This is a genomic window from Caulobacter sp. HJHS_5, from assembly GCF_056683955.1.
The window spans coordinates 46,104-65,546 of the sequence record NZ_JBWZNC010000002.1; the positions used below are offsets into that span (position 1 = coordinate 46,104).

A 19,443-nucleotide genomic window follows, 5' to 3' on the forward strand; every position below is an offset into this window, starting at 1 on the left:
CGCTGGCTCCTCCACTCTCATTCGAAGGGACCGCCGCGGCGCGACATGCGTCCGCGCGGCGGCCCTCCTCGCCCTTTCCGCTCTCCCCTCAGAGCAGATCGAGGGCGACGTCCACGATCATATCCTCCTGGCCGCCGACCATGCGGCGGCGACCGAGTTCGACGAGGATCGTGCGCACGTCGATGCCGTACTCCGAGCCCGCCTTTTCGGCATGGCGCAGGAACGACGAATAGACGCCGGCGTAGCCGAGGCTGAGCGTTTCGCGGTCCACGCGGACCGGGCGGTCCTGCAGGGGGCGAACCAGCTCTTCCGCGGCGTCCATCAGCGCGAAGAGATCGCAGCCGTGCTTCCAGCCCTTGCGGTCGGCGGCGGCGATGAAGACTTCCAGCGGCGCGTTGCCGGCGCCGGCGCCCATGCCGGCCAGCGAGGCGTCGATGCGGCGGGCGCCGCCCTGGGCGCCGACGATCGAGTTGGCGACGCCGAGCGACAGGTTGTGGTGGGCGTGGATGCCGCGCTCGGTCTCCGGGCGCAGCACGCGGTCGTAGGCTTCGACGCGGGCCTTGTAGCCGTCCATGTCCAGCGCGCCGCCGCTGTCGGTCACGTAGACGCAGTGCGCGCCGTAGTCTTCCATCAGCTTGGCCTGCTGGGCGAGGGCGTCCGGCTCGGACATGTGGCCCATCATCAGGAAGCCCGAGACGTCCATGCCCAGCTTGCGGGCTTCGCCGATGTGCTGCTTGGCGATGTCGGCTTCGGTGCAGTGGGTGGCCACGCGCACCGAACGCACGCCGAGGTCGTGGGCCTTGTGCAGGTCCTCGACGGTGCCGATGCCGGGGATCAGCAGGGTGGTGAGGACGGCCTTCTTGACCGTCTTGCCGACCGCTTCGATCCACTCCCAGTCGGTGTGGGCGCCGAAGCCGTAGTTGAACGACGAGCCGTTGAGGCCGTCGCCGTGGGCGACTTCGATGGCGTCGACGCCGGCTTCGTCGAGCGCCTTGGCGATCGCGATGACGTGGTCGATCGAATACTGGTGGCGGATGGCGTGCATGCCATCGCGCAGGGTCACATCCTGGATGTAGAGCTTATCAACGTTGGGATCGAACATCTCAGGCCGGTTCCTTGATGAGCTTGCGCACCGCGACCTTTTCGGCGGTCTTCAGGGCGGCGGAGGTCATGATATCGAGGTTGCCGGCGTAGGACGGCAGGTAGTGGGCGGCGCCTTCCACCTCGAGGAAGATGCTGGTCTTCAGGCCTTCGAAATCGCCGATGCCCGGGATGTGGACCGGGTTGTTCGGGCCGAAGCGCTCGAACTGCACCTTCTGCTTCAGGCGGTAGCCCGGGACGTATTCGCGGACGGCTTCGACCATGGCCTCGACCGACTCCTCGATCTCCTTCTCGGTGGCGCCCGAGGAGAGGGTGAAGACGGTGTCGCGCATGATCATCGGCGGCTCGGCCGGGTTCAGGATGATGATCGCCTTGCCCTTGTCGGCGCCGCCGACGGTCTCGATGGCCTTCGAGGTGGTCTCGGTGAACTCGTCGATGTTGGCGCGGGTGCCCGGGCCGGCCGACTTCGAGGCGATCGAGGCCACGATCTCGGCGTAGTGCACCTTGCCCACGCGGCTGACGGCCGCGACGATCGGGATCGTCGCCTGGCCGCCGCAGGTGACCATGTTGACGTTCGGGGCGTCGAGGTTCGCCTCGCCGTTGACCACCGGGATGGTGAAGGGGCCGATGGCGGCGGGGGTGAGGTCGATCATCACCTTGCCGGCGTCGAGCGTCAGCTGGCTGTTCTTCTTGTGCGCGCCGGCCGAGGTGGCGTCGAACACGATGCCGATGTCCTTCCACTCCGGCATCTTGACGAGGCCGTCGACGCCCTCGGCGGTGATGGCCACGCCCAGGCGCTCGGCGCGCTTGAGGCCGTCCGAATTGGGGTCGATGCCGACGAAGGCGCCCATCTCGAGTACGTCGGATGTGCGCATGACCTTGATCATCAGGTCGGTTCCGATGTTGCCGGAGCCGATGATGGCGACCTTTACTTTTTTGGGTGTGGTGGCTTCTGACATGCGCGTCCCTGGACCCTTGGGGCCTTTTTTGAGAGCCTCTTTATCGAGAGGCCGCTGAGAAAACTCAAAGCCGAGGGGTGGTTTTTCTCTCATTCGATGAGAGACGCTAAACGACAAAGTGTGGCGCAACCTTGGCATAGCGTTCGTTCTCGCCCCCTATGGGGTCAACGTCCTGGGAGGAGAGAATGATGCGGAAACGCACGATTTTGACGGGTTTGCTGGCTGCGGCCGGCCTCGCCGCCGCCGCGGGCGCGGCTGCGGCTCAGGCTCCGGCGGCCGCCGCGGGCCAGCCGGTGTTCGCGTTCCCCGAGGAAAAGGGCAATCCGCCCCCGCCCGGCGCGCCCAACCAGCAGGAGGCCCTGGCGGCCTATCTGAACGGCCGGGCCAACACCGCGAACCGCACCGATCCGCCGAACCTGACCAAGCCGACGCCGGCTCCGCCGAACCCCAATGCGCCGCCGCCGCAACCGCCGCCCGGCCGCACGGTGCCGCCGATCCTGACGATCGGCCCGGTGCCGGATCCGACGCACATCAAGTTCGCCTTGCCGGACGACATCCCCTGGAGCGGCCGTGAAGGCCAGAACCAGACCTGGAACATCTTCGGCAGCCCGACCACGCCGGGCCCGTACATGCAGATGATGAAGTGGTGGCCGGGCGCCTACAGCGGCCCGCACATGCACCCGAACACCCGCTACGCCCTGGTGATGTCGGGCACCTGGTGGGTGTGCTCCTGCGCCACCCAGGACAAGACCAAGACCTATCCGCTGCCGGCCGGCACCTACGTCGCCGAACCGCCGTACACCTATCACTGGGACGGCGCGCGCAACGAGCCGGCGGTCTTGCTGCTGTGGGGCAACGGCCCGTCGCCGAACATCGCGGTGGACGAGCGTGGCCTGCCGCGTCCGCGCGCCCCGCAAGGCGCCGCGCCGGCCGGCGCCCCGCGCCCCGGCGGCGCCGACTGATCCAAGCGGTCAGCCATCGAGACCTAAGGGCGCTCCCTCGGGGGCGCCCTTTTGTTTTTCGGAGCAGGCTTTCCGTTGCGAGAAACTCTCAGAGCATGAGAGTGTGCCCGCGTCGCCCGCAGGGGGCGGCTTGCCCGGTCTCGGCGTCTGACGTCTAGATCGCTGTAACCTAACAATAAGCTTTGGGGGAAACTCGTGGCGAACTCAGGAGCCGTGGCGGCCAAGCCCGGCGGACTGCACTACGGATGGATCATCGTCGTCGCGTCGTTCATCGCGTACGCCCTGGTCTACGGCACCGTCTTCTATTCGTTCAGCGTCTTTGCGAACCCGGTGGCCACCGCCTTCGGCGTGAAGCCCCCGACGGTGATCTGGGCCTTCACCCTGTTCAACATCGGCAGCGGCATCGTCGGCCTGTTCGGCGGGCAGCTGCTCGCCAAGTTCCCGACCAAATACGTGATGATCGTCGGCCTGGTGATCCTGGGGCTCGGCTTCCTCGGCGCCTCGCTGTCGCCGTCCATTCCGATCTTCTACGCCTGCTACGCGGTGATCATCGCCTTCGGCGCCGTGATCGTGGCCCCGATGGGGGCCTCGGCGATCATCGCCAACTGGTTCCACGCCCACCGCGGCCGCGCGCTGACGCTGGCCACCCTGGGCACCTCGGTCGGCCAGTTCATCCTGCCGCCGATCGCCGCCAACCTGATCGCCGACTACAGCTACCAGACCACCTATCAGATCTTCGCCGCCCTGATCGTGGTGATCGGCGTGCCGGCCATGTTCCTGCTGGTGGTCGACAAGCCCGAGCACAAGGGCGTCGAGCCGGTGGGCGGCCTGCCGCAGACCAATGGCGCGCCCTCCGCCCCGCCGGCGCCGCTGAGCACCGGTCAGGTCCTCGGCAACCCCGACTTCTGGATCATCGCGGTGGCCTACGGCCTGACCGTGGTGGTCTATCTGGCGATCACCGCCGCCATCGTCCCGTACGGCAAGGCGACCTTCGGGGCCGAACTCTTCAACGTCGCCGCCGTGACCAAGCTGACCCTGCTGATGGGCATCGCCGCCATCATCGGCAAGCTGATGTTCGCCGCCATCACCGACAAGATCGGGCTGCGCCACACCTTCTGGATCGCGGTGGTGCTGAACTTCATCTCGGTGTCGCTGCTGGTCTTCGCGCCGACCTTCGGCAACATGTACATCGCCGCCGCCTGCACGGGCGCTTCGGCCGGCGGCGTGCTGCCGGTGTGGCCGGGCTTGATCGCCCTGCGCTTCGGCCGGCAACGCCTGGCCCAGGTGATGGGCCTGATGGCGCCGCTGGTGCTGAGCGTGCAGGGCCTGGGCGCCCCGATCGCGGCGCAGGTGGGCTACACCTCGGCCTTCCAGGTGTTCATCGGCTTCACGATCCTGTCGGCCATCCTGTCCTACGGCCTCAACAAGCCGGGCAAGCACTCGACCTGACGGTCCAACGAGAGTGTCGGAGAGCGTAAGGCGGGCCGCCCTTCGGGGCGGCCCGTTCGCGTTGGGGCGGGCCTCCGACAAATGCGATGAATTCTCAGGTGTCTCGGCTGATATCGGTTACAGCGGCGGGAAAAGCCACGCTTGTCGATGCTGGCTCTCATCCTTTGCGCGACAACGAGTTGCACGCTGCAATGGGCGCTGTATACCGGGCCTGCGCGATGGAACCAGCCGTCGCCGAAAGTCGAGCCATCGAGCAGACGACCGGGGGAGACAGAGTGAGCACCAAGCTTCCAACTGGCGCGCCCGGACGCCCAAGCTTCCACCACCGCTTCGCGGCGGGCCGCGGCCATGCGTCCATGGCGTCCCATTCCGCTCTCAACTACGGGTCTGAGGCATGAAAAAGCTAATTGGATTTGCGTCCTTGCTGGGCGCCGCGGCCTTGGCCCCGGCGCTGCTGCAAGCCCAGCCGCCGCAAGCGCCGGCCGCCAACCCCGCCGGTCGCAGCGGCGCCCAGATCTACAATGAGGTCTGCGCCAGCTGCCACGGCCGCGATCTGCAGGGCGGCACGGCCAAGAGCGTCTTCACCGACGCCTATCTGAAGTCGCACTCCGACGCCCAGATCACCGCCGCGATCACCAAGGGTCCGGCCGGCGTGCCGAACCACGCCTTCGGCGACCTGACGGAAAATCAGGTCTATCAGACGATGACCTACCTGAAGATCCAGGGCGGCAACCTGAACCCGAAGCCGACCTTCGTCTCCAACCCCGACGGCGAGACGATCAAGAGCAAGAAGCAGACCTTCCACATCGAACTCGTGGCCTCGGGCCTCGAGACGCCGTGGGGCCTCGCCTTCCTGCCGGACGGCCGCCTGCTGGTGACCGAACGCCCGGGCCGCCTGCGCATCGTCGACAAGGACGGCCGCATGTCGGCCGCTGTGAAGGGCACGCCGCGCGTCTACGAGCGCCAGGATTCGGGCATGCTCGATATCGCCGTCTCGCCGACCTACGCCAAGGACGGCTGGATCTACCTGGCCTATACCGACGTGGCGCCGGGCCATGAAATCCCGCCGCCGCCGCCGCCGGCCGAGCCGAGCACCGGCCCGCGCGCCGGCGGCCCGCCCCCCGGCCCGCGTCCCGTGCTGCCGCCGTCGATGACCGTGTTCGTCCGCGGCAAGCTGAACGCCAACAACGAGTGGACCGACACCCAGGAAATCTGGCGCGCCCCGCCGGAGATCTACACCCCCGGCGTGACCCACTACGGCACGCGCTTCCTGTTCGACGGCAAGGGTCACCTGTACTTCAGCCTCGGCGAACGGGGCGACATGACCAACGCCCAGAAGCTGACGACCCCGCTCGGCAAGATCCACCGGATCAACGTCGACGGCACGGTCCCGACCGACAACCCGTTCTACAACACCGAAGGCGCGATCAAGTCGATCTGGTCCTACGGCCACCGCAACCCCGAAGGCCTGGCCATCGATCCGCGCACCGGCTTCCTGTGGGAAACCGAGCACGGCCCGACCGGCGGCGACGAGGTGAACCTGATCCAGAAGGGCCACAACTACGGTTGGGGCGTGATCTCCAACGGCCTGCAGCCGGGCATCACCAAGACGTCCGAACCGGGCATGGAAAACCCGAAGAAGTACTATGTGCCGACCGTCGCGCCGTCGGGCATCCGCTTCTATACCGGCAACAAGTTCCCGGCCTGGAAGAACAACCTGTTCGTCGCCACCCTGGCCGGCGGCGCCCTGCGTCGTCTTGAAATCAGCGGCGACAGGGTCGTCTCCGACGAAGTGCTGTACGACAACCACGGCCGTAACCGCGCCGTGGCGATCGGACCGGACGGCTACCTCTACGTCCTGCTGCAAAACCCGACGGGCACGGGCACCGGCTATGGCCTCGCGGCCTCGACGCCGGGCCGCGTGATCCGGCTGGTTCCGGGCGCGGCCAAGTAAGACGATCCTTCCAAGGATTGGACTGCAGACCGGATCGGGCCCGCGCCCGGTCCGGTTTTGCGTTTCAGAAGCGTCGGTTTCAGGGGCGTCACACGCCGGAAACCCGGCGGCGTCATCACCCGCCCAAGACTTGCCCCCTTGTGCGACGATGTTGGCCGCCCAACATTGCCGCTAACCGCCACCGCCGAGATCACAGATGCACAAGCCCGCGCTCCGTTTCGCCGCTCCGTTCACCGCCGTCGCGGCGCTCGCCGTCGCCGGCGCCGCCTTCGCCGCCCCGCCGGCCTGGACGGTGAACAAGGGCGCCTCGCGCATCAACTTCGTCTCGTCTTTCGAAGGCGGCGGCTTCGTCGGCCAGTTCGACCGCTGGAACGCGCAGATCGCCTTCGATCCGAAGGACCTCGCCAATTCCAAGGCGACGGTGAGCATCGAGACCGCCTCGGCCAAGACCGGCGACGGCGACCGTGACGAGGCCCTGCCGAGCAACGACTGGTTCGCCAGCTCGAAATTCGCCACCGCGACCTTCACCTCGACGAGCTTCAAGAGCGTCGGCGGCGACAACTACCAGGTGGCCGGCAACCTGAGCCTGAAGGGCGTCAGCAAGCCGGTGGTGCTGCCGGTGACGATCAAGGTGAACGGCAAGTCAGCGACCGCCGACGGCACGGTGACCATCGATCGCGGCCTGTTCGGCGTCGGCCAGGGCCAGTTCAAGGGCGGGGAGTCGGTGCCGCTGCAGGTGCAGGTGAAAATCCACGTCGTCGCCACGCGGCCGTAGGGCCTAGTAGGCCGCCGCGATCACTCGCGGCGCGCCGCCATCGACGGCAGTCACGGACGCCGGCTGGGCCTCGGGCTCGGCCGGCGTTTGCGTCTGGGGCAGGCGGTCTGCCCCAGCCAGGATGTCGCCGTGGATCGAGGGCGGCGGCAGGGGCGGCTGGTTCGCCGCGTCCAGCGCGGGTTCGGGGGACGGCGTCGGGAAATCCCAGCGGTCGGGCAGGGGCTCGGGCTCGTAGGCGGCCTGCACGATCGGCTCGGGCGCGCGCGGCTGGGTGAAGTCGGTCCCCAGCACGTAGTCGGGAATCTTGCCCGAGGCGTCGGTCATGTAGACGATCGGAGCAGCGGCGGCCTGCGAGAAGATCAAGCCGCCGCTGCCCGACATGGGCCGGGAAAAGGTGTCGACGCCGGTCTTGAAATAGCTTCCGGCCGAGACCCCGCCGATCAGAGACAGCGCCGCGCCGGCGACGGCGACAAGCCAGAATGCCATTCGGGAAGCGGGGGCTGGGGCGTCCATGCCGGTTAAGCGCCTGACGCGGGCGCAAGGTTCATGGCGCAGGTGCAGTTAAACGGGATGTCCCGCTTTCGTTCAGCCCCGGTTCAAATGGAAAGGCGCTTTCTGTCGCCCAACGGCCGCTCTTGGCCGACCAAGGAGCTTCAGATGCGCAAGCCCATCACCGCGGCGCTCGTCGCCGTCACCGCCCTCGGCGCCATCGCGGCCACCGCCGCGCCGGCGTCGGCCCAGAGCCGCTATTACGATCGCGGCCGCCGCAACGACAACTCGACGGCCATCGTCGCGGGCATCGCCGGTCTCGCCATCGGCGCCGCCCTGGCCAGCTCGTCGAACAACAACAACCGCTATTACGGCTCGAGCTACGGCTACGCGCCCAGCTACGGCTCGTCCTACGGCTACGGTTACGGCGGCGGCTACGCCCCGCGCTATGGCTCGGGCTACGGCTCAAGCTACGGCTACGCGCCGGGCTACGCCTCGTCCTACGGCGGCTACGGCTATGGCCGCACCTGCCAGCGGACCGAGCGGGTCTACGATCGCTGGGGCCGCAGCACGGTGGTCCGCCAGCAATACGCCTGCTAATGCGAGGCGGCCGTCGGGTTCACTCCGGCGGCCGCCTTTCCTCTCTCACAGAGCGCGCGTCATCGTTGAAATCATCGCGTGACAGGGACTCGCTATTCGGCGGCGATAGAGCCAAAACTTGGCCAATTGGGAGGAGATCAAGCAACAATGACCCATAAGCGTATTCTCGCCGCCGCGACCTTCGCGGTGGCCGCCCTGTCGTCGGCCGCCCTGGCTCAACCGCCGGCCGGCGCCGCTCCGGGCGGCCCGCCCGCGGGCGCCCGGGCCCCGCAGCCGCCGATCCTGTTCGCCAGCCCGGAAGACGTCGCCAAGCTGCTCGCCCAGTCGAAGAGCGAGCGCCAGGGCAATGCGCCGAACGCGCCGTACAAGCAGATCATCCGCGCGCCGGGCGGCCGGGCGCAGCTGGAATACCGGGTCGGCAAGACCAACCCCTCGATCCACACCACCAATGCCGAACTGATCTATGTGATGGACGGCGCGGGCACCCTGACCATGGGCGGCACGCTCGACGGCGCCACCCCCGCCGGCGGCAACATCAACGGCACCGGCATCACCGGCGGCACCGACTATCCGCTGACCAAGGGCGCCTTCGCGATCGTGCCGAACAACACGCCGCACGGCATCGCCGCCACCGGGGCGGAGGGCCTGACCATCTTCACCTCCTTCTTCCCGGTCCCGGGCGCCGCGGCGCCGGGCGGAGCGCCCGGCGCGCCGCCGATGGGCGCGGCCCCGGGCGCCCCGCGCTGACGCCCCCTCCGTCGTGGCGCTAGCGCGCCGCGACACCTCCCCCGCTTCGCAGGGGAGGAGGTAGAACGACCCTGCATTCTCCTCCCCCGCCTGCGGGGGAGGGGGACCAGCGAAGCTGGTGGAGGGGGCGCTCCAATCCGCTATCCTCAGCCGCATGAAGCGCCCCTCCGCCGCCAGCCTGAAGCGGCTCAATTCCGAGAACCTCGCCCGGTTGGGCGCCGACCGCCTGGCGGCCATTCTCATCGAGGCCGCCGACCTGCGGCCTGAACTGAAGCGCCGCCTGCGCCTGGAACTGGCGGCCGAGCAGGGCGCGCCGCACCTGCTGCTGGAAATCGACAAGCGCCTGACCACCCTGGCGGCCGGCAAGGCGCGGGTTTCCTGGCGGCAGCGCGCCACCTTCATCGCCGAGCTCGACGCCCTGCGCGGGATGATCGCTCAACGGCTGGCGGAACTCGATCCGACCCAGGCGATCGGCCGCCTGTGGGCTTTCATGGCGCTGGGCCGCTCGCTGTCCTCGCGAGTGAAGGACAAGGACGGGGAGATGGAGGCGGTGTTCGAGCGCGCGGCGAGCGAGCTCGGCGCCCTGCTGGGCCGGCCGTCGCTGGACCGGGCCGGGGACGAAGCGCACGCCGCCGCCCTGGTCGAGGCGATGCTGAGCTTCCCGGCCGGCTGGAAGACCTGGCTGGGGCTGGTGCTGCGCGAGGCGCCGGCGGGGCTGGCGGCGGCGGCCCTGACCCGCCTGCAGGCGAGCGCCAGCCTGACGTCGGGACGGATGGTGCTGATCCGGCAACTGGCCGACGCGGCGGGCGATATCGACGCCTTCACGGACACCTTCTCGACCGAGGCGCTGAAAGCCCCGAGCATCGCGGCGGAAATCGCCCGGCGGCTGCTGACCGTCGGCCGCGTCGCCGAGGCCGGCGCCGCCCTGGAGGCGGCCAGGCCGGTGAAGGCCAGGAGCTTGCTCGGAACGGGGCGGACGCCGGAACCGGACTTCGAATGGGAGAGCGCCTGGATCGACTACCTGGAGGCTTCGGGGCAGGCGGCCCTGGCGCAGGAGACGCGGTGGATCGCCTTCGAGCGGACGCTGTCGGTCGCCAGGGCCCGGGCCTTCATCAAGCGGCTGGGCGACTTCGACGATGTGGAGGCGGAGGGCCGCGCCTTCGCCCACGCCGCCCGGCATCCCGACTTTCACAAGGGGCTGGCCTTCCTGATGGCCTGGCCGGCCCTGCCCGAGGCGGCGAAGATGATCCAGGCGCGGGCCGACGACATCGAGCGCGTCGACGACGACGTCGAGGTGTGGGCGACGCGGCTGCGCGTGCGCCAACCGGCGGCGGCGCACCTGCTGCTGCGCCGCGAGGCGGCGGTGGCCTTCCGGCGGCGGGACCTGGCGACGGCGGACCGGCTGACCCAAGAGGCGGACAGCATCGAGGCGGGGTAGGACTCCCTTCCCCCTCGAAGGGGGAAGGGCTGGGGATGGGGGTGTTGGCGGAGGTTGTCCGACTGCGCTCAGGGCGGCGCCCAATAGCGCCAACCCTCTAACTCAGTGCACTCACCCCCACCCCTGCCCCTCCCCCTTCGAGGGAGAGGGGTTCGAGACCTCAGCCAGCCTTGTTGAACTTCTTCTTCGGGCCCTTGGGGCCGGCGCCGGGCGGGCCGTCCTTCTTGGGGAAGGGCTTTTTCGCGAAGGGCTTCTTGGCGAAGTCCTTCTTCCCCGCGTCCTTGGGGTCGTAGTCCTTCTTGCCGAAGTCCTTCTTGGGGAAGGGCTTCTTGCCGAACGGCTTCTTGGCCGGGCGGTCGCCCTGGTCCGTTCCGCCGCCCTTGGCGAAGGGCGCGTCGGCCGGGGTGATCTTCAGGCCGCCTTCGACCGGTGGCGTGGCGACATGCTCGCCGAAGCGGGCCGCGGCCTCGGGCAGAATCTCGAAGCGGGTGTCGCGGTCGAAGATCTTGATCAGGCCGATGTCGGCCTTGGTCACGTGGCCCTGGCGGCAGATCAGGGGGATCAGCCACTTGGGGTCGGCGTTCTTCTCGCGGCCGACATTGATGCGGAACCAGACGGCGCCCTCGACGCCGTCACGGCGCGGCTTCTCGCCCCGCGGCGGGCGTTCGCCGCGTTCGGCGTTCGGATCGTAGGGCGTGCGCTCGCGACGTTCGCGCGGCTGGAAGACCTCGCGGCCGCCGTCGAACAGGTCTTCCGGTTCGGGCAGGTTCTTGCGGTAGAGGTGGGCGAAGGCGGCGGCCAGCTGCTCGGCGGTGCGGCCCTGCAGCAGGGCCTCGGCCATGGCGGCGTCGGCGGCCGAGGGCTCCTCGGCGAGGATCGGATCTTCCAGCAGGCGGGCGACGTCGCGCTGGCGGATGTCCTCGGTGGTCGGCGGGCCGCTCCAGGCCACGTCGACGCGCGCGCCGGAGATCAGCATCTCGGCCTTGCGGCGGCGGTTGAAGCCGACCAGCAGCACCGAGACGCCCTTGCGGCCGGCGCGGCCCGTGCGGCCCGAGCGGTGCAGCAGGGTGGCGGGGTTCTGCGGCAGGTCGGCGTGGATCACCAGCGACAGGTCGGGCAGGTCGAGCCCTCGCGCGGCGACGTCGGTGGCGACGCAGACGCGTGAGCGGCCGTCGCGCAGGGCCTGCAGCGCGCGGCTGCGTTCGTTCTGCGACAGCTCGCCGGAGAGGGCGACGGCCGAGAAGCCGCGCTCGGTGAGGCTGGCGTGCAGGTGGCGCACGGCCTCGCGCGTGGCGCAGAAGACGATGGCGGCGCGGGCCTCGAACAGGCGCAGCACATTGACGGTGGCGTGCTCGATCTCGTTCGGCGCCACGACCATGGCGCGGTATTCGATGTCGCCGTGCGGCTCGTTGCGGACCAGGGTGTCGATGCGCAGGGCGTCGCGCTGGTAGCGTTTGGCCATGGTGGCGATGTCGCGCGCGATGGTGGCCGAGAACAGCAGGGTGCGCCGCTCGGCCGGCGAGGCGTCGAGGATGAACTCGAGGTCTTCGCGGAAGCCGAGATCGAGCATCTCGTCGGCTTCGTCGAGGACGACGACGCGCAGGCCGGAGGTGTCGAAGGCGCCGCGCTCGATGTGGTCGCGCAGGCGGCCGGGCGTGCCGACGACGATGTGGGCGCCGTTCTCGAGGGCTCGGCGCTCGGCGCGCGGGTCCATGCCGCCGACGCAGGAGGCCAGGCGCGCGCCGGTCTCGGCGTAGAGCCACTTCAGCTCGGCGAAGACCTGCAGGGCCAGTTCGCGGGTGGGGGCGACGACGAGGGCCAGGGGCGCGGCGGCCCGCTCGAAGGTTTCGGATTCGCCCAGCAGGGTGGAGGCGAAACCGAGGCCGTAGGCGACGGTCTTGCCCGAGCCGGTCTGGGCGGAAACCAGCAGGTCGGCGGCGGGATCGGCCTCCAGCACGGCGCTCTGCACCGGGGTCGGCTCGGCGTAACCCTGAGCGGCAAGAGCGCGCTCAAGCGCGGGATTGGTAGAGGGAAAAGGCATTGAAACTCACGAAGTCCGAACGCGGGGGGAGGGAGGCGTTCGTTGGGCGTTCGCCCAAAAGAGGCGAGGAGCGCGGCCCTATAGACCTTTTGCGCGCTCAAGTCTTCCCCCACGACGTCGCAGGGCCTTGCGGGCGGGCTCCGGAACGTCGACGCTCCCGCTTCGTCGCCGCGAAGGACCGTCCTTGTCGAGCTTGACTGAAACCGGCGCCCTGAGGGCCAAGTTGCGCGGCCTCTATTTCGGAGGCACCCGCGAGGCGGTGCGTTTTCGTTATGCGATCCTGATCGTCGACCTGGCGATCATCGCCTTCTTCATCGCCGCGCCGCTGCTGCGCGACAGCCATGTCTTCCTGGCGGTGGACTACGCGATCGCCGTCGTCGTGGCCCTGGAACTGGCGGCGCGGGCCCTGGCGGGCCGGAACCTGCGGCGCTGGTTGCGGCAGCCGCTGGTCTGGGTGGACTTCGTGGTGCTGGCGACGCTGCTCGTACCGTTCTGGGCGCTGAACTTCGGCTTCCTGCGCATCCTGCGCCTGATGACCGTGGTGCACAGCGACTTCTTCTGGCGGACCATCGGCCGCAAGTATGACGACACCCGCTGGGAGGAGCTGATCCGCACCTCGGCGACGATGATCACCTTCATCTTCGTGATGACCGGCTTCGTCTATTCGATCTATGCGCGCTCGCACCCCGGCATCGAAGGCTATGTCGATGCGCTCTATTTCACCATCGCCACCCTGACGACGACGGGCTTCGGCGACATCACCCTGCCGGGGCCTTGGGGGCGGGTGATCTCCATCGTGACCATGCTGGCCGGAATCACCTTCTTCGTGCGCCTGGCGCAGACCCTGATCCGGCCCGCGAAGGTGAATTTCAAATGCTCCGGATGCGGCCTCAGCCGACACGATCCCGACGCTGTGCATTGCAAGGCGTGCGGAGAAGCGCTGAACATTCCGAACGAAGAATAGGCGGCGACGCAAAACGCCGCTTGACGATAAGTTTTACGTGCGTAATTCTCGCAATATGACGAGTGTAAACCCCATGGGCATCACCGCCGCCGAAAGCCAGGTCATGGAAGTGTTGTGGCGTCGTGGGCCGCTGGCGGCCGACGAGCTGGTCGCCGAGGTCGCCGAGCCGCAGGGCTGGGGCGAGGCCACGGTGAAGACGCTGATCAACCGCCTGCTGAAGAAGAACGCCATCCGCTCGGTGCGGGAGGGCGGGCGCCACCGCTACGAGGCGCTGATCCAGCGCACCGACTATGTGCAGACCGAGAGCCAGGGTCTGCTCGACCGACTGTTCGAGGGCCGGCTGGCGCCGCTGGTCGCCCATTTCGCCGAGCACCGCGCCCTGAAGCCGGACGAGGTGAAGCGTCTGCGTAAGCTCCTTGAGGACCTCGACGATGAGTGATGTCTCGACGATGAGCGAAGTGATGACCAGCGACCTGGCCGTGCTCTTCCTGCTGCGCGCCAACATCGCCGCGGCGATCGCCATCCTGGTGGTGCTGGTCGCTCGGCCGATGGTTCGCCGGCTGATCGGCCCGACCCAGGGCTACTGGCTTTGGGCCCTGGTCCCCGTCGCCGCCGCGACGAGCCTGTTTCCGAGCCTGCAGGACTTCGTCAGCAGCTGGCGACAGCTGGGCACGCCGGTGGACTTCACCATCCCCGGTGCGCGCTGGCTGATGGCGGGCTATGCGATCGGCGCGGCCGCGACCCTGGCGCTGTTCGTGATCGGCGAGGTGCGCTTCCGGCGGATGGCCCGCGCGGGCCTGGCCGGTCCGGCGGTGATGGGCCTGGCCTGGCAGACCATCGTGGTGCCGCACGACTATCATGAGCGCTTCGGCCCGGCCGAGCGGACGCTGATCTCGCGCCATGAGCTGACCCACATCGACCGCAGCCATCCGCTGCACAACCGCCTGATCGCCGCCGCCCTGCTGCTGGGCTGGTTCAACCCGCTGGTCCACGTCGCCGCCCACTGCATGCGGCTGGACCAGGAGCTGGCCTGCGACGCGGCGGTGATGGAGCAGAACCCCGGCAGCCGCCGCGCCTATGCGGAAACTCTGCTGAAGGCTCACTCCGACACCCCCTGGTCGACCTTCGCCTGCGCCCTGGCGGACGGCGGTCGCCACCCCCTGGAGGTGCGCCTCCAGGCCCTGCGAAGTCCCAAGGTGAGCCTGCGGCGGTATCTCGTCGCCGCGGGACTGGTGTCCGGCCTCGCCGCCGCCACCGCGCTCGGGATCTGGACCTTGGCGCCCCAGACGTTCGGCGCCTGATCTCTCCCGGACCCTAGCGGCGGGCCCCGCCCGCCGCGTCCTTTCCCCCGACATCGTCACTTCCACCCCGTCGCCGCCTCGCCAGAGGCGCTCGCGAAAGGCTGCGCCATGCCCATCGTCCTGGCCGCGCTGGCGGCCGCCCTGATCGCCGACCAGGATGCCCCGCCGCCGGTCGAGGCGACCGTCGAGGCGGTAGAGGTGATCGCCGCCGCGCGGGTGCGGGGGGACCTCAAGCAAGGAGTGCTGAACTATCCCTCGACCTTCTTCACGCCCATGCGGCCGACGACGGCGCTGGACATGGTGACCTGGCTGCCCGGCTTCACCCTGGAGGACACTCGCGAGGTGCGCGGCCTGGAGGGCGCGATCGGCAATGTGCTGATCGACGGCAAGCCGCCCACCAGCAAGACCGACAGCCTGACCAGCGTGCTGCGCCGCCTGCCGGTCGAGCAGGTGGAGCGCGTGGAGCTGATCGTCGGCGGGGCGCCGGGGATCAACATGCGGGGGCGCAACATCGTCGCCAATGTGATCCTGAGGGCCTCGGCCCGGCCCAAGCGGGTGATCACCGCGCAGACCTTTGTCGACACCCACGGCCGGGTCTCGCCGCACCTCATCGCCACGACCTCCAGCAAGCGCGGCGACCGCAGCCTGGATGCGACGGTGCAGGCCGCGCGCAGCGTCGCCGTCTTCCCGGGCTATGGCTGGGGGCCTTACGTGCGGCGGGACGGGACCGGCGCCGTGCTGTTCGAGGCCGACGAGGCCTATTTGGTCAGCGGACCCAACGCCACGGGCAATATCAGCTACGAGCGGCCGGCCGGCGGCGGCCTGTTGCGGCTGAGCGCGCTCGGAGAATATTTCGGCACCGATCTCGACGACGTGGCGAGACTGAAGCTTGGCCCCGGCGAGTTCAGCTACCGCTGGCGGCAGGCCTATCGACGCGGCGAGGCGGGCGCGCGCTGGGAGCGGGTGTTCGGGCGCGCGGGGCTCGAGCTGCAGGCGCTGGAGCGGATCACGGTCGAGGATCGCCAGGACGAGACCGTGCGGCCGCCGGCGCCGACCACCTTCGACTTCGACCACACCGACCGTGAGCACATCCTGCGCGCCGTGTTGCGTTTCAAGCGGAGCGAGGCGCTCACGCTGGAGACTTTCGCCGAGGCGGCGGTCAACGACTTCGAGAACGCCAGCACCGGGACGGTGAACGGCGCGCCCCGCTTCATTCCCGCGGCCAATGTGACGGTGCGCGAGCGGCGCGGGGAGGCCGGCGCCTCCCTGGCCTGGAAGCCCGGCTCCCGCTTCAGCCTCGATGCGGCGCTGAAGGTCGAGGCCTCGGATCTGGAGGCGAGCGGCGACGTCGTCGCCCAGCGCGATTTCGTCTACGCCAAGCCGAGGCTGGCGCTTTCCTGGTCGCCGGACGGCCAGACCCAGGTGCGACTGCGGGTCGAACATGAGGTCGGCCAGGTCGGCTTCTCGTCGTTCATCAGCTCGGCGGAGAGCAACACGGGCCAGCTGCGGGTCGGTAATCCCCAGCTTCGGCCGCAACGCGCCTGGGTCGGCGAGGCGGCGGTGCAGCGCCGCTTCGGCCAGGGTGGCGACATCTCGCTGACGGTGCGCCGCAAGGCGCTGCGCGACGTGGTCGATGTCGCGCCGCTGTTCACGCCCGAGGGCGTATTCGCGATGACGGCCAATATCGGCGATGGCCATGAGACCGCCCTGGTCGCCAGCGCCACCGTGCCGCTGAAGCGGCTGGGGCTGGGCGGGGCGATGCTGAAAGGCGGCTTCACCCTGCTCGACCAGGCCGTGGCCGACCCGCTGACCGGGCGCGAGCGGCCACTGTCCTACACGCCGCAACGCCAGGCCGACCTGCATTTCACCCAGGACTTTCCGCAGTGGGACACCAACTGGGGCGTCGACCTGCTGTATCGCGGCGCGGTGACGCTCTACCGTCCGTTCGGCGACGAGACCACGGCCGCCTGGCCGCGCCTGAACGTCTATGTCGAGCGCCGGCTGCGGCCGGATTTGGCCCTGCGGATCGAGGTGCAGAACCTGCCCGGCGTCCGCTCCCGCCAGACCTTCAGTGTCTATGACGGTCCGCAGGACCGGGCTCCGCTGCTCTATGTCGACGAGAAACGCCTGAGCGTAGGCCCCATCCTGTTCGTCCGCCTGCGGCGGACGCTGAATTGAGCTGCTGTCTTACGAAGGCGTCAGTTCTCATTACAGCCGCCGGTAATTCTTAAATCGGCGTCATGACAGCGACTTAACAAGTAAATCCGAAGCGTCGCCGCTAGTTCTCACAATCGAGAGGCGTTCGTCGCACGGCGTTCGCCCAAAGTTCCGCCTTAAAGCCAAGCTTCCTTTCGACGACAGACCCCCCAGGCCCGCCAGAGGGCAGGAGAGCCGCGCATGTCCATCGTTATCGCCGCCGCCGCGGCCGCCATGATCGCCGGCCAGGAGGCGCCGACGCCGGCCCCCGCCGGCGCGCCGCAGCCCGCTTCGGCGGCGCCCGCCAAGCCGGCGGCCCAGCCTGGGAACACGGTGCAGGAGGTGGTGGTCACCACGACCGCGCCGCCCGTGGTGACCTCGATCGACCGGCGCAGCTACAACCTGGGGCGCGACATCCAGGCGGGGACCGGCGCTGTCGCCGACGCCTTGCGCAACGTGCCCGGGGTGGAGGTGGACGTGCAGGGGACGCTGACCCTGCGCGGCGACTCCAACGTCACCATCCAGATCGACGGCAAGCCGGCGGCGGCCTTCCAGGGCGCGGGCCGGGCCGACGCCCTGCAGCAGATGCCGGCCGACCAGATCGAACGCGTAGAGGTGATCACCAACCCCAACGCGGCGCAGAATCCGGAAGGCTCGGGCGGCATCATCAACCTGGTGATGAAGCAGAGCCGGGGCGGCGGCTGGACCGGCTCGCTGAACGGAACCATCGGCGGCGGCGGATTGAAGCGCGCGGGCGGCAGCTTCGGCTACAATTCCAAGACGTTGAGCGTCACCGGCAACCTGTCGAGCAACTATCAGCGCGCCTGGATCGAGGCTGAAAACTTCCGCACCCTGCCGGATCCGCTGACCGGCAATCTCGCGGTGCACGACCTGCTGCTGACGGCGCGCAACCTGAACCGCAGCCAGACCGGCGGCCTGAACGTCGGCTATGACCTGACTCCGAAGGACCGGGTGACGGCCGGGATCACCTACAACCAGCTGCTGATCTTCAGCTCTCCAACCAATGCGTTCGAGGACTATGACGCCAACGGCGCCCTCGTGGCCGTCCAAGAGCGCAGCAACGCACGGCGGTTCACGACCCGCGACACAGGATTCACCGGCGGTTGGCGTCACAACTTCGCGGGTGACGGGCACACGCTGTCCGTCGACCTGATCGCCAACCGCTCGCGCTATGACGACGCCAACCTTTGGACCATCTCGCTGTCACAGCCGGCCTTTCCGCCGCTGGAGCGCAACGACATGTTCGCGGACATCGCCCACTCCGAGCTGAAAACCAGCTACGTCCGGCCGGACGTGCAGGGCGGCAAGCTGACGCTCGGCTACGAGCTGAAGTACGACGAGCAGGGCTACGACGCCGTGGTGGCGCGCGGGGCGACGGCGGGCAGCCTCGTTCCCCTGCCGAGCGCGACCTATGTGGTCGACTACGAGCAGACGGTGAACGCGGCCTACGGCACTTTCGAACGCGCCTTCGGAGATATGACGGTGATCGGCGGGCTGCGGCTGGAAAACGCCGACATCAAGGTGGCCGAGCGGACGACCAGCGTCGACGGCGCCCAGGATTACTTCCGCGCGTTCCCGAGCCTGAACGTCTCCTGGAAGATGGACGACCAGACCAAGTTGGGCTTCAGCTACAGCGAGCGCATCCAGCGTCCGCCGGCCTTCATCCTCTCGCCGTTCCGGGTCTACATCGATCCGAAGAACTACCAGGAGGGCAACCCGCGGCTGAAGCCGCAGGAGACCCAGTCGTTCGAGGTGTCGTACGAGAAGCGGCGCAACGGCGCGCTCTATCTGGCCACGCTCTATTACCGCAGCAACGAGGGCGAGTTCTCGCCCGTGGCCCGCAACCAGGGCGACGGCGTGGTGCTGGTGACCTTCGACAACCTGGGCTCAAGCCGCTCGGCCGGGCTGGAGCTGACCGCGAACGGCAAGCTGGCGACCAACCTGACCTACAACGCCACCGCCAATCTGTTCCGCAACGAGATCGACGCTTCGAACCTCGGCCTCGGAGCCGGCAAGCGCACCGGGACCGGCCTCGGGGGCCGGTTCAATCTGAACTGGCAGGCGCGCCCGGACGACGCGCTGCAGCTCAACCTCGCGGCCACCGGCAAGCGCCTGTTCGCCCAGGGCGAGTTGCAGCCGATCTACACCGTCAACGCCGGGTGGCGGCATAAGCTCACCGACCGGGCGACGGCGACGCTGTCGGTGCAGGATATGTTCCGGACCAACCGCTTCCGGCGCGAATTCAATACGCCGGCCTATACCGACTGGGCGGAGAGCCGGCCGGTGGCCCGGACGGTGCTGCTGCGGATCGACTATCGCCTGGGCGGAAGCAGCACCAGGGCGCCGGCGGCCGCGCCGCAGTTCGAGTACGGCGGCGGGGGCGGCGGCGGCGGGGCGGGCGGCCTCTAGGGCAAAGGCGGGCTTGCCGCCCGACCGCGAACCGGTC

Annotated in this window: 16 protein-coding genes; 12 read left to right on the plus strand and 4 right to left on the minus strand. The window is 68.9% G+C overall.

Going from position 1 to position 19,443, the window contains the following annotated elements:
* Window positions 1-88: 88 nt before the first annotated feature.
* Both dmpG and ACFLIT_RS03840 read right to left on the minus strand, forming a co-directional pair.
* Window positions 89-1,102 (minus strand): 4-hydroxy-2-oxovalerate aldolase, encoded by a 1,014-nt coding sequence (dmpG, locus tag ACFLIT_RS03835; RefSeq protein ID WP_479909870.1) that lies wholly within the window; start codon window positions 1,100-1,102, stop codon window positions 89-91.
* 1 nt (window position 1,103) lies between these two features.
* Window positions 1,104-2,060, minus strand: a complete 957-nt coding sequence (locus tag ACFLIT_RS03840; RefSeq protein ID WP_479909871.1) for an acetaldehyde dehydrogenase (acetylating) — start codon at window positions 2,058-2,060, stop codon at window positions 1,104-1,106.
* A 188-nt stretch (window positions 2,061-2,248) separates the two neighbouring features.
* On the opposite strand from ACFLIT_RS03840, the gene ACFLIT_RS03845 reads away from it, so the two are divergent.
* From ACFLIT_RS03845 to ACFLIT_RS03860, 4 genes are all read left to right on the plus strand, one after another.
* Entirely contained in the window at window positions 2,249-3,022 is a 774-nt protein-coding gene (locus ACFLIT_RS03845; RefSeq protein ID WP_479909872.1) for a cupin domain-containing protein, read from the plus strand.
* Between the two features lie 195 nt (window positions 3,023-3,217).
* Complete coding sequence (locus ACFLIT_RS03850) at window positions 3,218-4,471, plus strand: MFS transporter (protein ID WP_479909873.1); 1,254 nt, start codon at window positions 3,218-3,220, stop codon at window positions 4,469-4,471.
* Window positions 4,472-4,865: 394 nt separating this feature from the next.
* Window positions 4,866-6,425 carry a PQQ-dependent sugar dehydrogenase gene (locus ACFLIT_RS03855; RefSeq protein ID WP_479909874.1) on the plus strand — a complete coding sequence of 520 codons (1,560 nt, stop codon included), beginning with the start codon at window positions 4,866-4,868 and terminating at the stop codon, window positions 6,423-6,425.
* A gap of 196 nt (window positions 6,426-6,621) precedes the next feature.
* Entirely contained in the window at window positions 6,622-7,200 is a 579-nt protein-coding gene (locus ACFLIT_RS03860) for a YceI family protein (protein ID WP_479909875.1), read from the plus strand.
* Between the two features lie 3 nt (window positions 7,201-7,203).
* Here the strand turns inward: ACFLIT_RS03860 and ACFLIT_RS03865 are convergent, their stop codons facing one another.
* A complete protein-coding gene (locus tag ACFLIT_RS03865) occupies window positions 7,204-7,686 on the minus strand; it encodes a hypothetical protein (protein WP_479909876.1) in 483 nt (160 codons plus the stop codon).
* A 171-nt stretch (window positions 7,687-7,857) separates the two neighbouring features.
* On the opposite strand from ACFLIT_RS03865, the gene ACFLIT_RS03870 reads away from it, so the two are divergent.
* From ACFLIT_RS03870 to ACFLIT_RS03880, 3 genes are all read left to right on the plus strand, one after another.
* On the plus strand, window positions 7,858-8,289 hold the full coding sequence (locus ACFLIT_RS03870) for a hypothetical protein (RefSeq protein WP_479909877.1): 432 nt from the start codon (window positions 7,858-7,860) through the stop codon (window positions 8,287-8,289).
* Between the two features lie 147 nt (window positions 8,290-8,436).
* The gene (locus tag ACFLIT_RS03875) at window positions 8,437-9,036 is read left to right on the plus strand and encodes a cupin domain-containing protein (RefSeq protein WP_479909878.1); all 600 of its coding nucleotides are present in this window, start codon (window positions 8,437-8,439) and stop codon (window positions 9,034-9,036) included.
* Between the two features lie 154 nt (window positions 9,037-9,190).
* Complete coding sequence (locus tag ACFLIT_RS03880; RefSeq protein WP_479909879.1) at window positions 9,191-10,474, plus strand: DUF6880 family protein; 1,284 nt, start codon at window positions 9,191-9,193, stop codon at window positions 10,472-10,474.
* Between the two features lie 160 nt (window positions 10,475-10,634).
* Here the strand turns inward: ACFLIT_RS03880 and ACFLIT_RS03885 are convergent, their stop codons facing one another.
* A complete protein-coding gene (locus tag ACFLIT_RS03885) occupies window positions 10,635-12,515 on the minus strand; it encodes a DEAD/DEAH box helicase (RefSeq protein ID WP_479909880.1) in 1,881 nt (626 codons plus the stop codon).
* Window positions 12,516-12,699: 184 nt separating this feature from the next.
* On the opposite strand from ACFLIT_RS03885, the gene ACFLIT_RS03890 reads away from it, so the two are divergent.
* The 5 genes from ACFLIT_RS03890 (at window position 12,700) to ACFLIT_RS03910 (ending at window position 19,406) form a co-directional block, all read left to right on the plus strand.
* Complete coding sequence (locus tag ACFLIT_RS03890) at window positions 12,700-13,479, plus strand: potassium channel family protein (RefSeq protein ID WP_479909881.1); 780 nt, start codon at window positions 12,700-12,702, stop codon at window positions 13,477-13,479.
* A gap of 73 nt (window positions 13,480-13,552) precedes the next feature.
* Complete coding sequence (locus ACFLIT_RS03895; RefSeq protein ID WP_479909882.1) at window positions 13,553-13,918, plus strand: BlaI/MecI/CopY family transcriptional regulator; 366 nt, start codon at window positions 13,553-13,555, stop codon at window positions 13,916-13,918.
* Window positions 13,911-14,780: a M56 family metallopeptidase gene (locus ACFLIT_RS03900; RefSeq protein WP_479909883.1), complete on the plus strand. Its 870-nt coding sequence runs from the start codon at window positions 13,911-13,913 to the stop codon at window positions 14,778-14,780. The genes ACFLIT_RS03895 and ACFLIT_RS03900 overlap by 8 nt, the downstream gene beginning before the upstream one ends.
* Window positions 14,781-14,888: 108 nt before the next feature.
* Window positions 14,889-16,958: a TonB-dependent receptor plug domain-containing protein gene (locus ACFLIT_RS03905; protein WP_479909884.1), complete on the plus strand. Its 2,070-nt coding sequence runs from the start codon at window positions 14,889-14,891 to the stop codon at window positions 16,956-16,958.
* A 219-nt stretch (window positions 16,959-17,177) separates the two neighbouring features.
* Entirely contained in the window at window positions 17,178-19,406 is a 2,229-nt protein-coding gene (locus ACFLIT_RS03910) for a TonB-dependent receptor domain-containing protein (RefSeq protein ID WP_479909885.1), read from the plus strand.
* Window positions 19,407-19,443: the final 37 nt, after the last annotated feature.

Coding starts and splice junctions, on each gene's coding strand:
- dmpG (WP_479909870.1), bottom strand. CDS start 1,102: ATGTTCGATCCCAACGTTGATAAGCTCTACATCCAGGATGTGACCCTG.
- ACFLIT_RS03840 (WP_479909871.1), bottom strand. CDS start 2,060: ATGTCAGAAGCCACCACACCCAAAAAAGTAAAGGTCGCCATCATCGGC.
- ACFLIT_RS03845 (WP_479909872.1), top strand. CDS start 2,249: ATGCGGAAACGCACGATTTTGACGGGTTTGCTGGCTGCGGCCGGCCTC.
- ACFLIT_RS03855 (WP_479909874.1), top strand. CDS start 4,866: ATGAAAAAGCTAATTGGATTTGCGTCCTTGCTGGGCGCCGCGGCCTTG.
- ACFLIT_RS03860 (WP_479909875.1), top strand. CDS start 6,622: ATGCACAAGCCCGCGCTCCGTTTCGCCGCTCCGTTCACCGCCGTCGCG.
- ACFLIT_RS03865 (WP_479909876.1), bottom strand. CDS start 7,686: ATGGCATTCTGGCTTGTCGCCGTCGCCGGCGCGGCGCTGTCTCTGATC.
- ACFLIT_RS03870 (WP_479909877.1), top strand. CDS start 7,858: ATGCGCAAGCCCATCACCGCGGCGCTCGTCGCCGTCACCGCCCTCGGC.
- ACFLIT_RS03875 (WP_479909878.1), top strand. CDS start 8,437: ATGACCCATAAGCGTATTCTCGCCGCCGCGACCTTCGCGGTGGCCGCC.
- ACFLIT_RS03880 (WP_479909879.1), top strand. CDS start 9,191: ATGAAGCGCCCCTCCGCCGCCAGCCTGAAGCGGCTCAATTCCGAGAAC.
- ACFLIT_RS03885 (WP_479909880.1), bottom strand. CDS start 12,515: ATGCCTTTTCCCTCTACCAATCCCGCGCTTGAGCGCGCTCTTGCCGCT.
- ACFLIT_RS03895 (WP_479909882.1), top strand. CDS start 13,553: ATGGGCATCACCGCCGCCGAAAGCCAGGTCATGGAAGTGTTGTGGCGT.
- ACFLIT_RS03900 (WP_479909883.1), top strand. CDS start 13,911: ATGAGTGATGTCTCGACGATGAGCGAAGTGATGACCAGCGACCTGGCC.
- ACFLIT_RS03905 (WP_479909884.1), top strand. CDS start 14,889: ATGCCCATCGTCCTGGCCGCGCTGGCGGCCGCCCTGATCGCCGACCAG.
- ACFLIT_RS03910 (WP_479909885.1), top strand. CDS start 17,178: ATGTCCATCGTTATCGCCGCCGCCGCGGCCGCCATGATCGCCGGCCAG.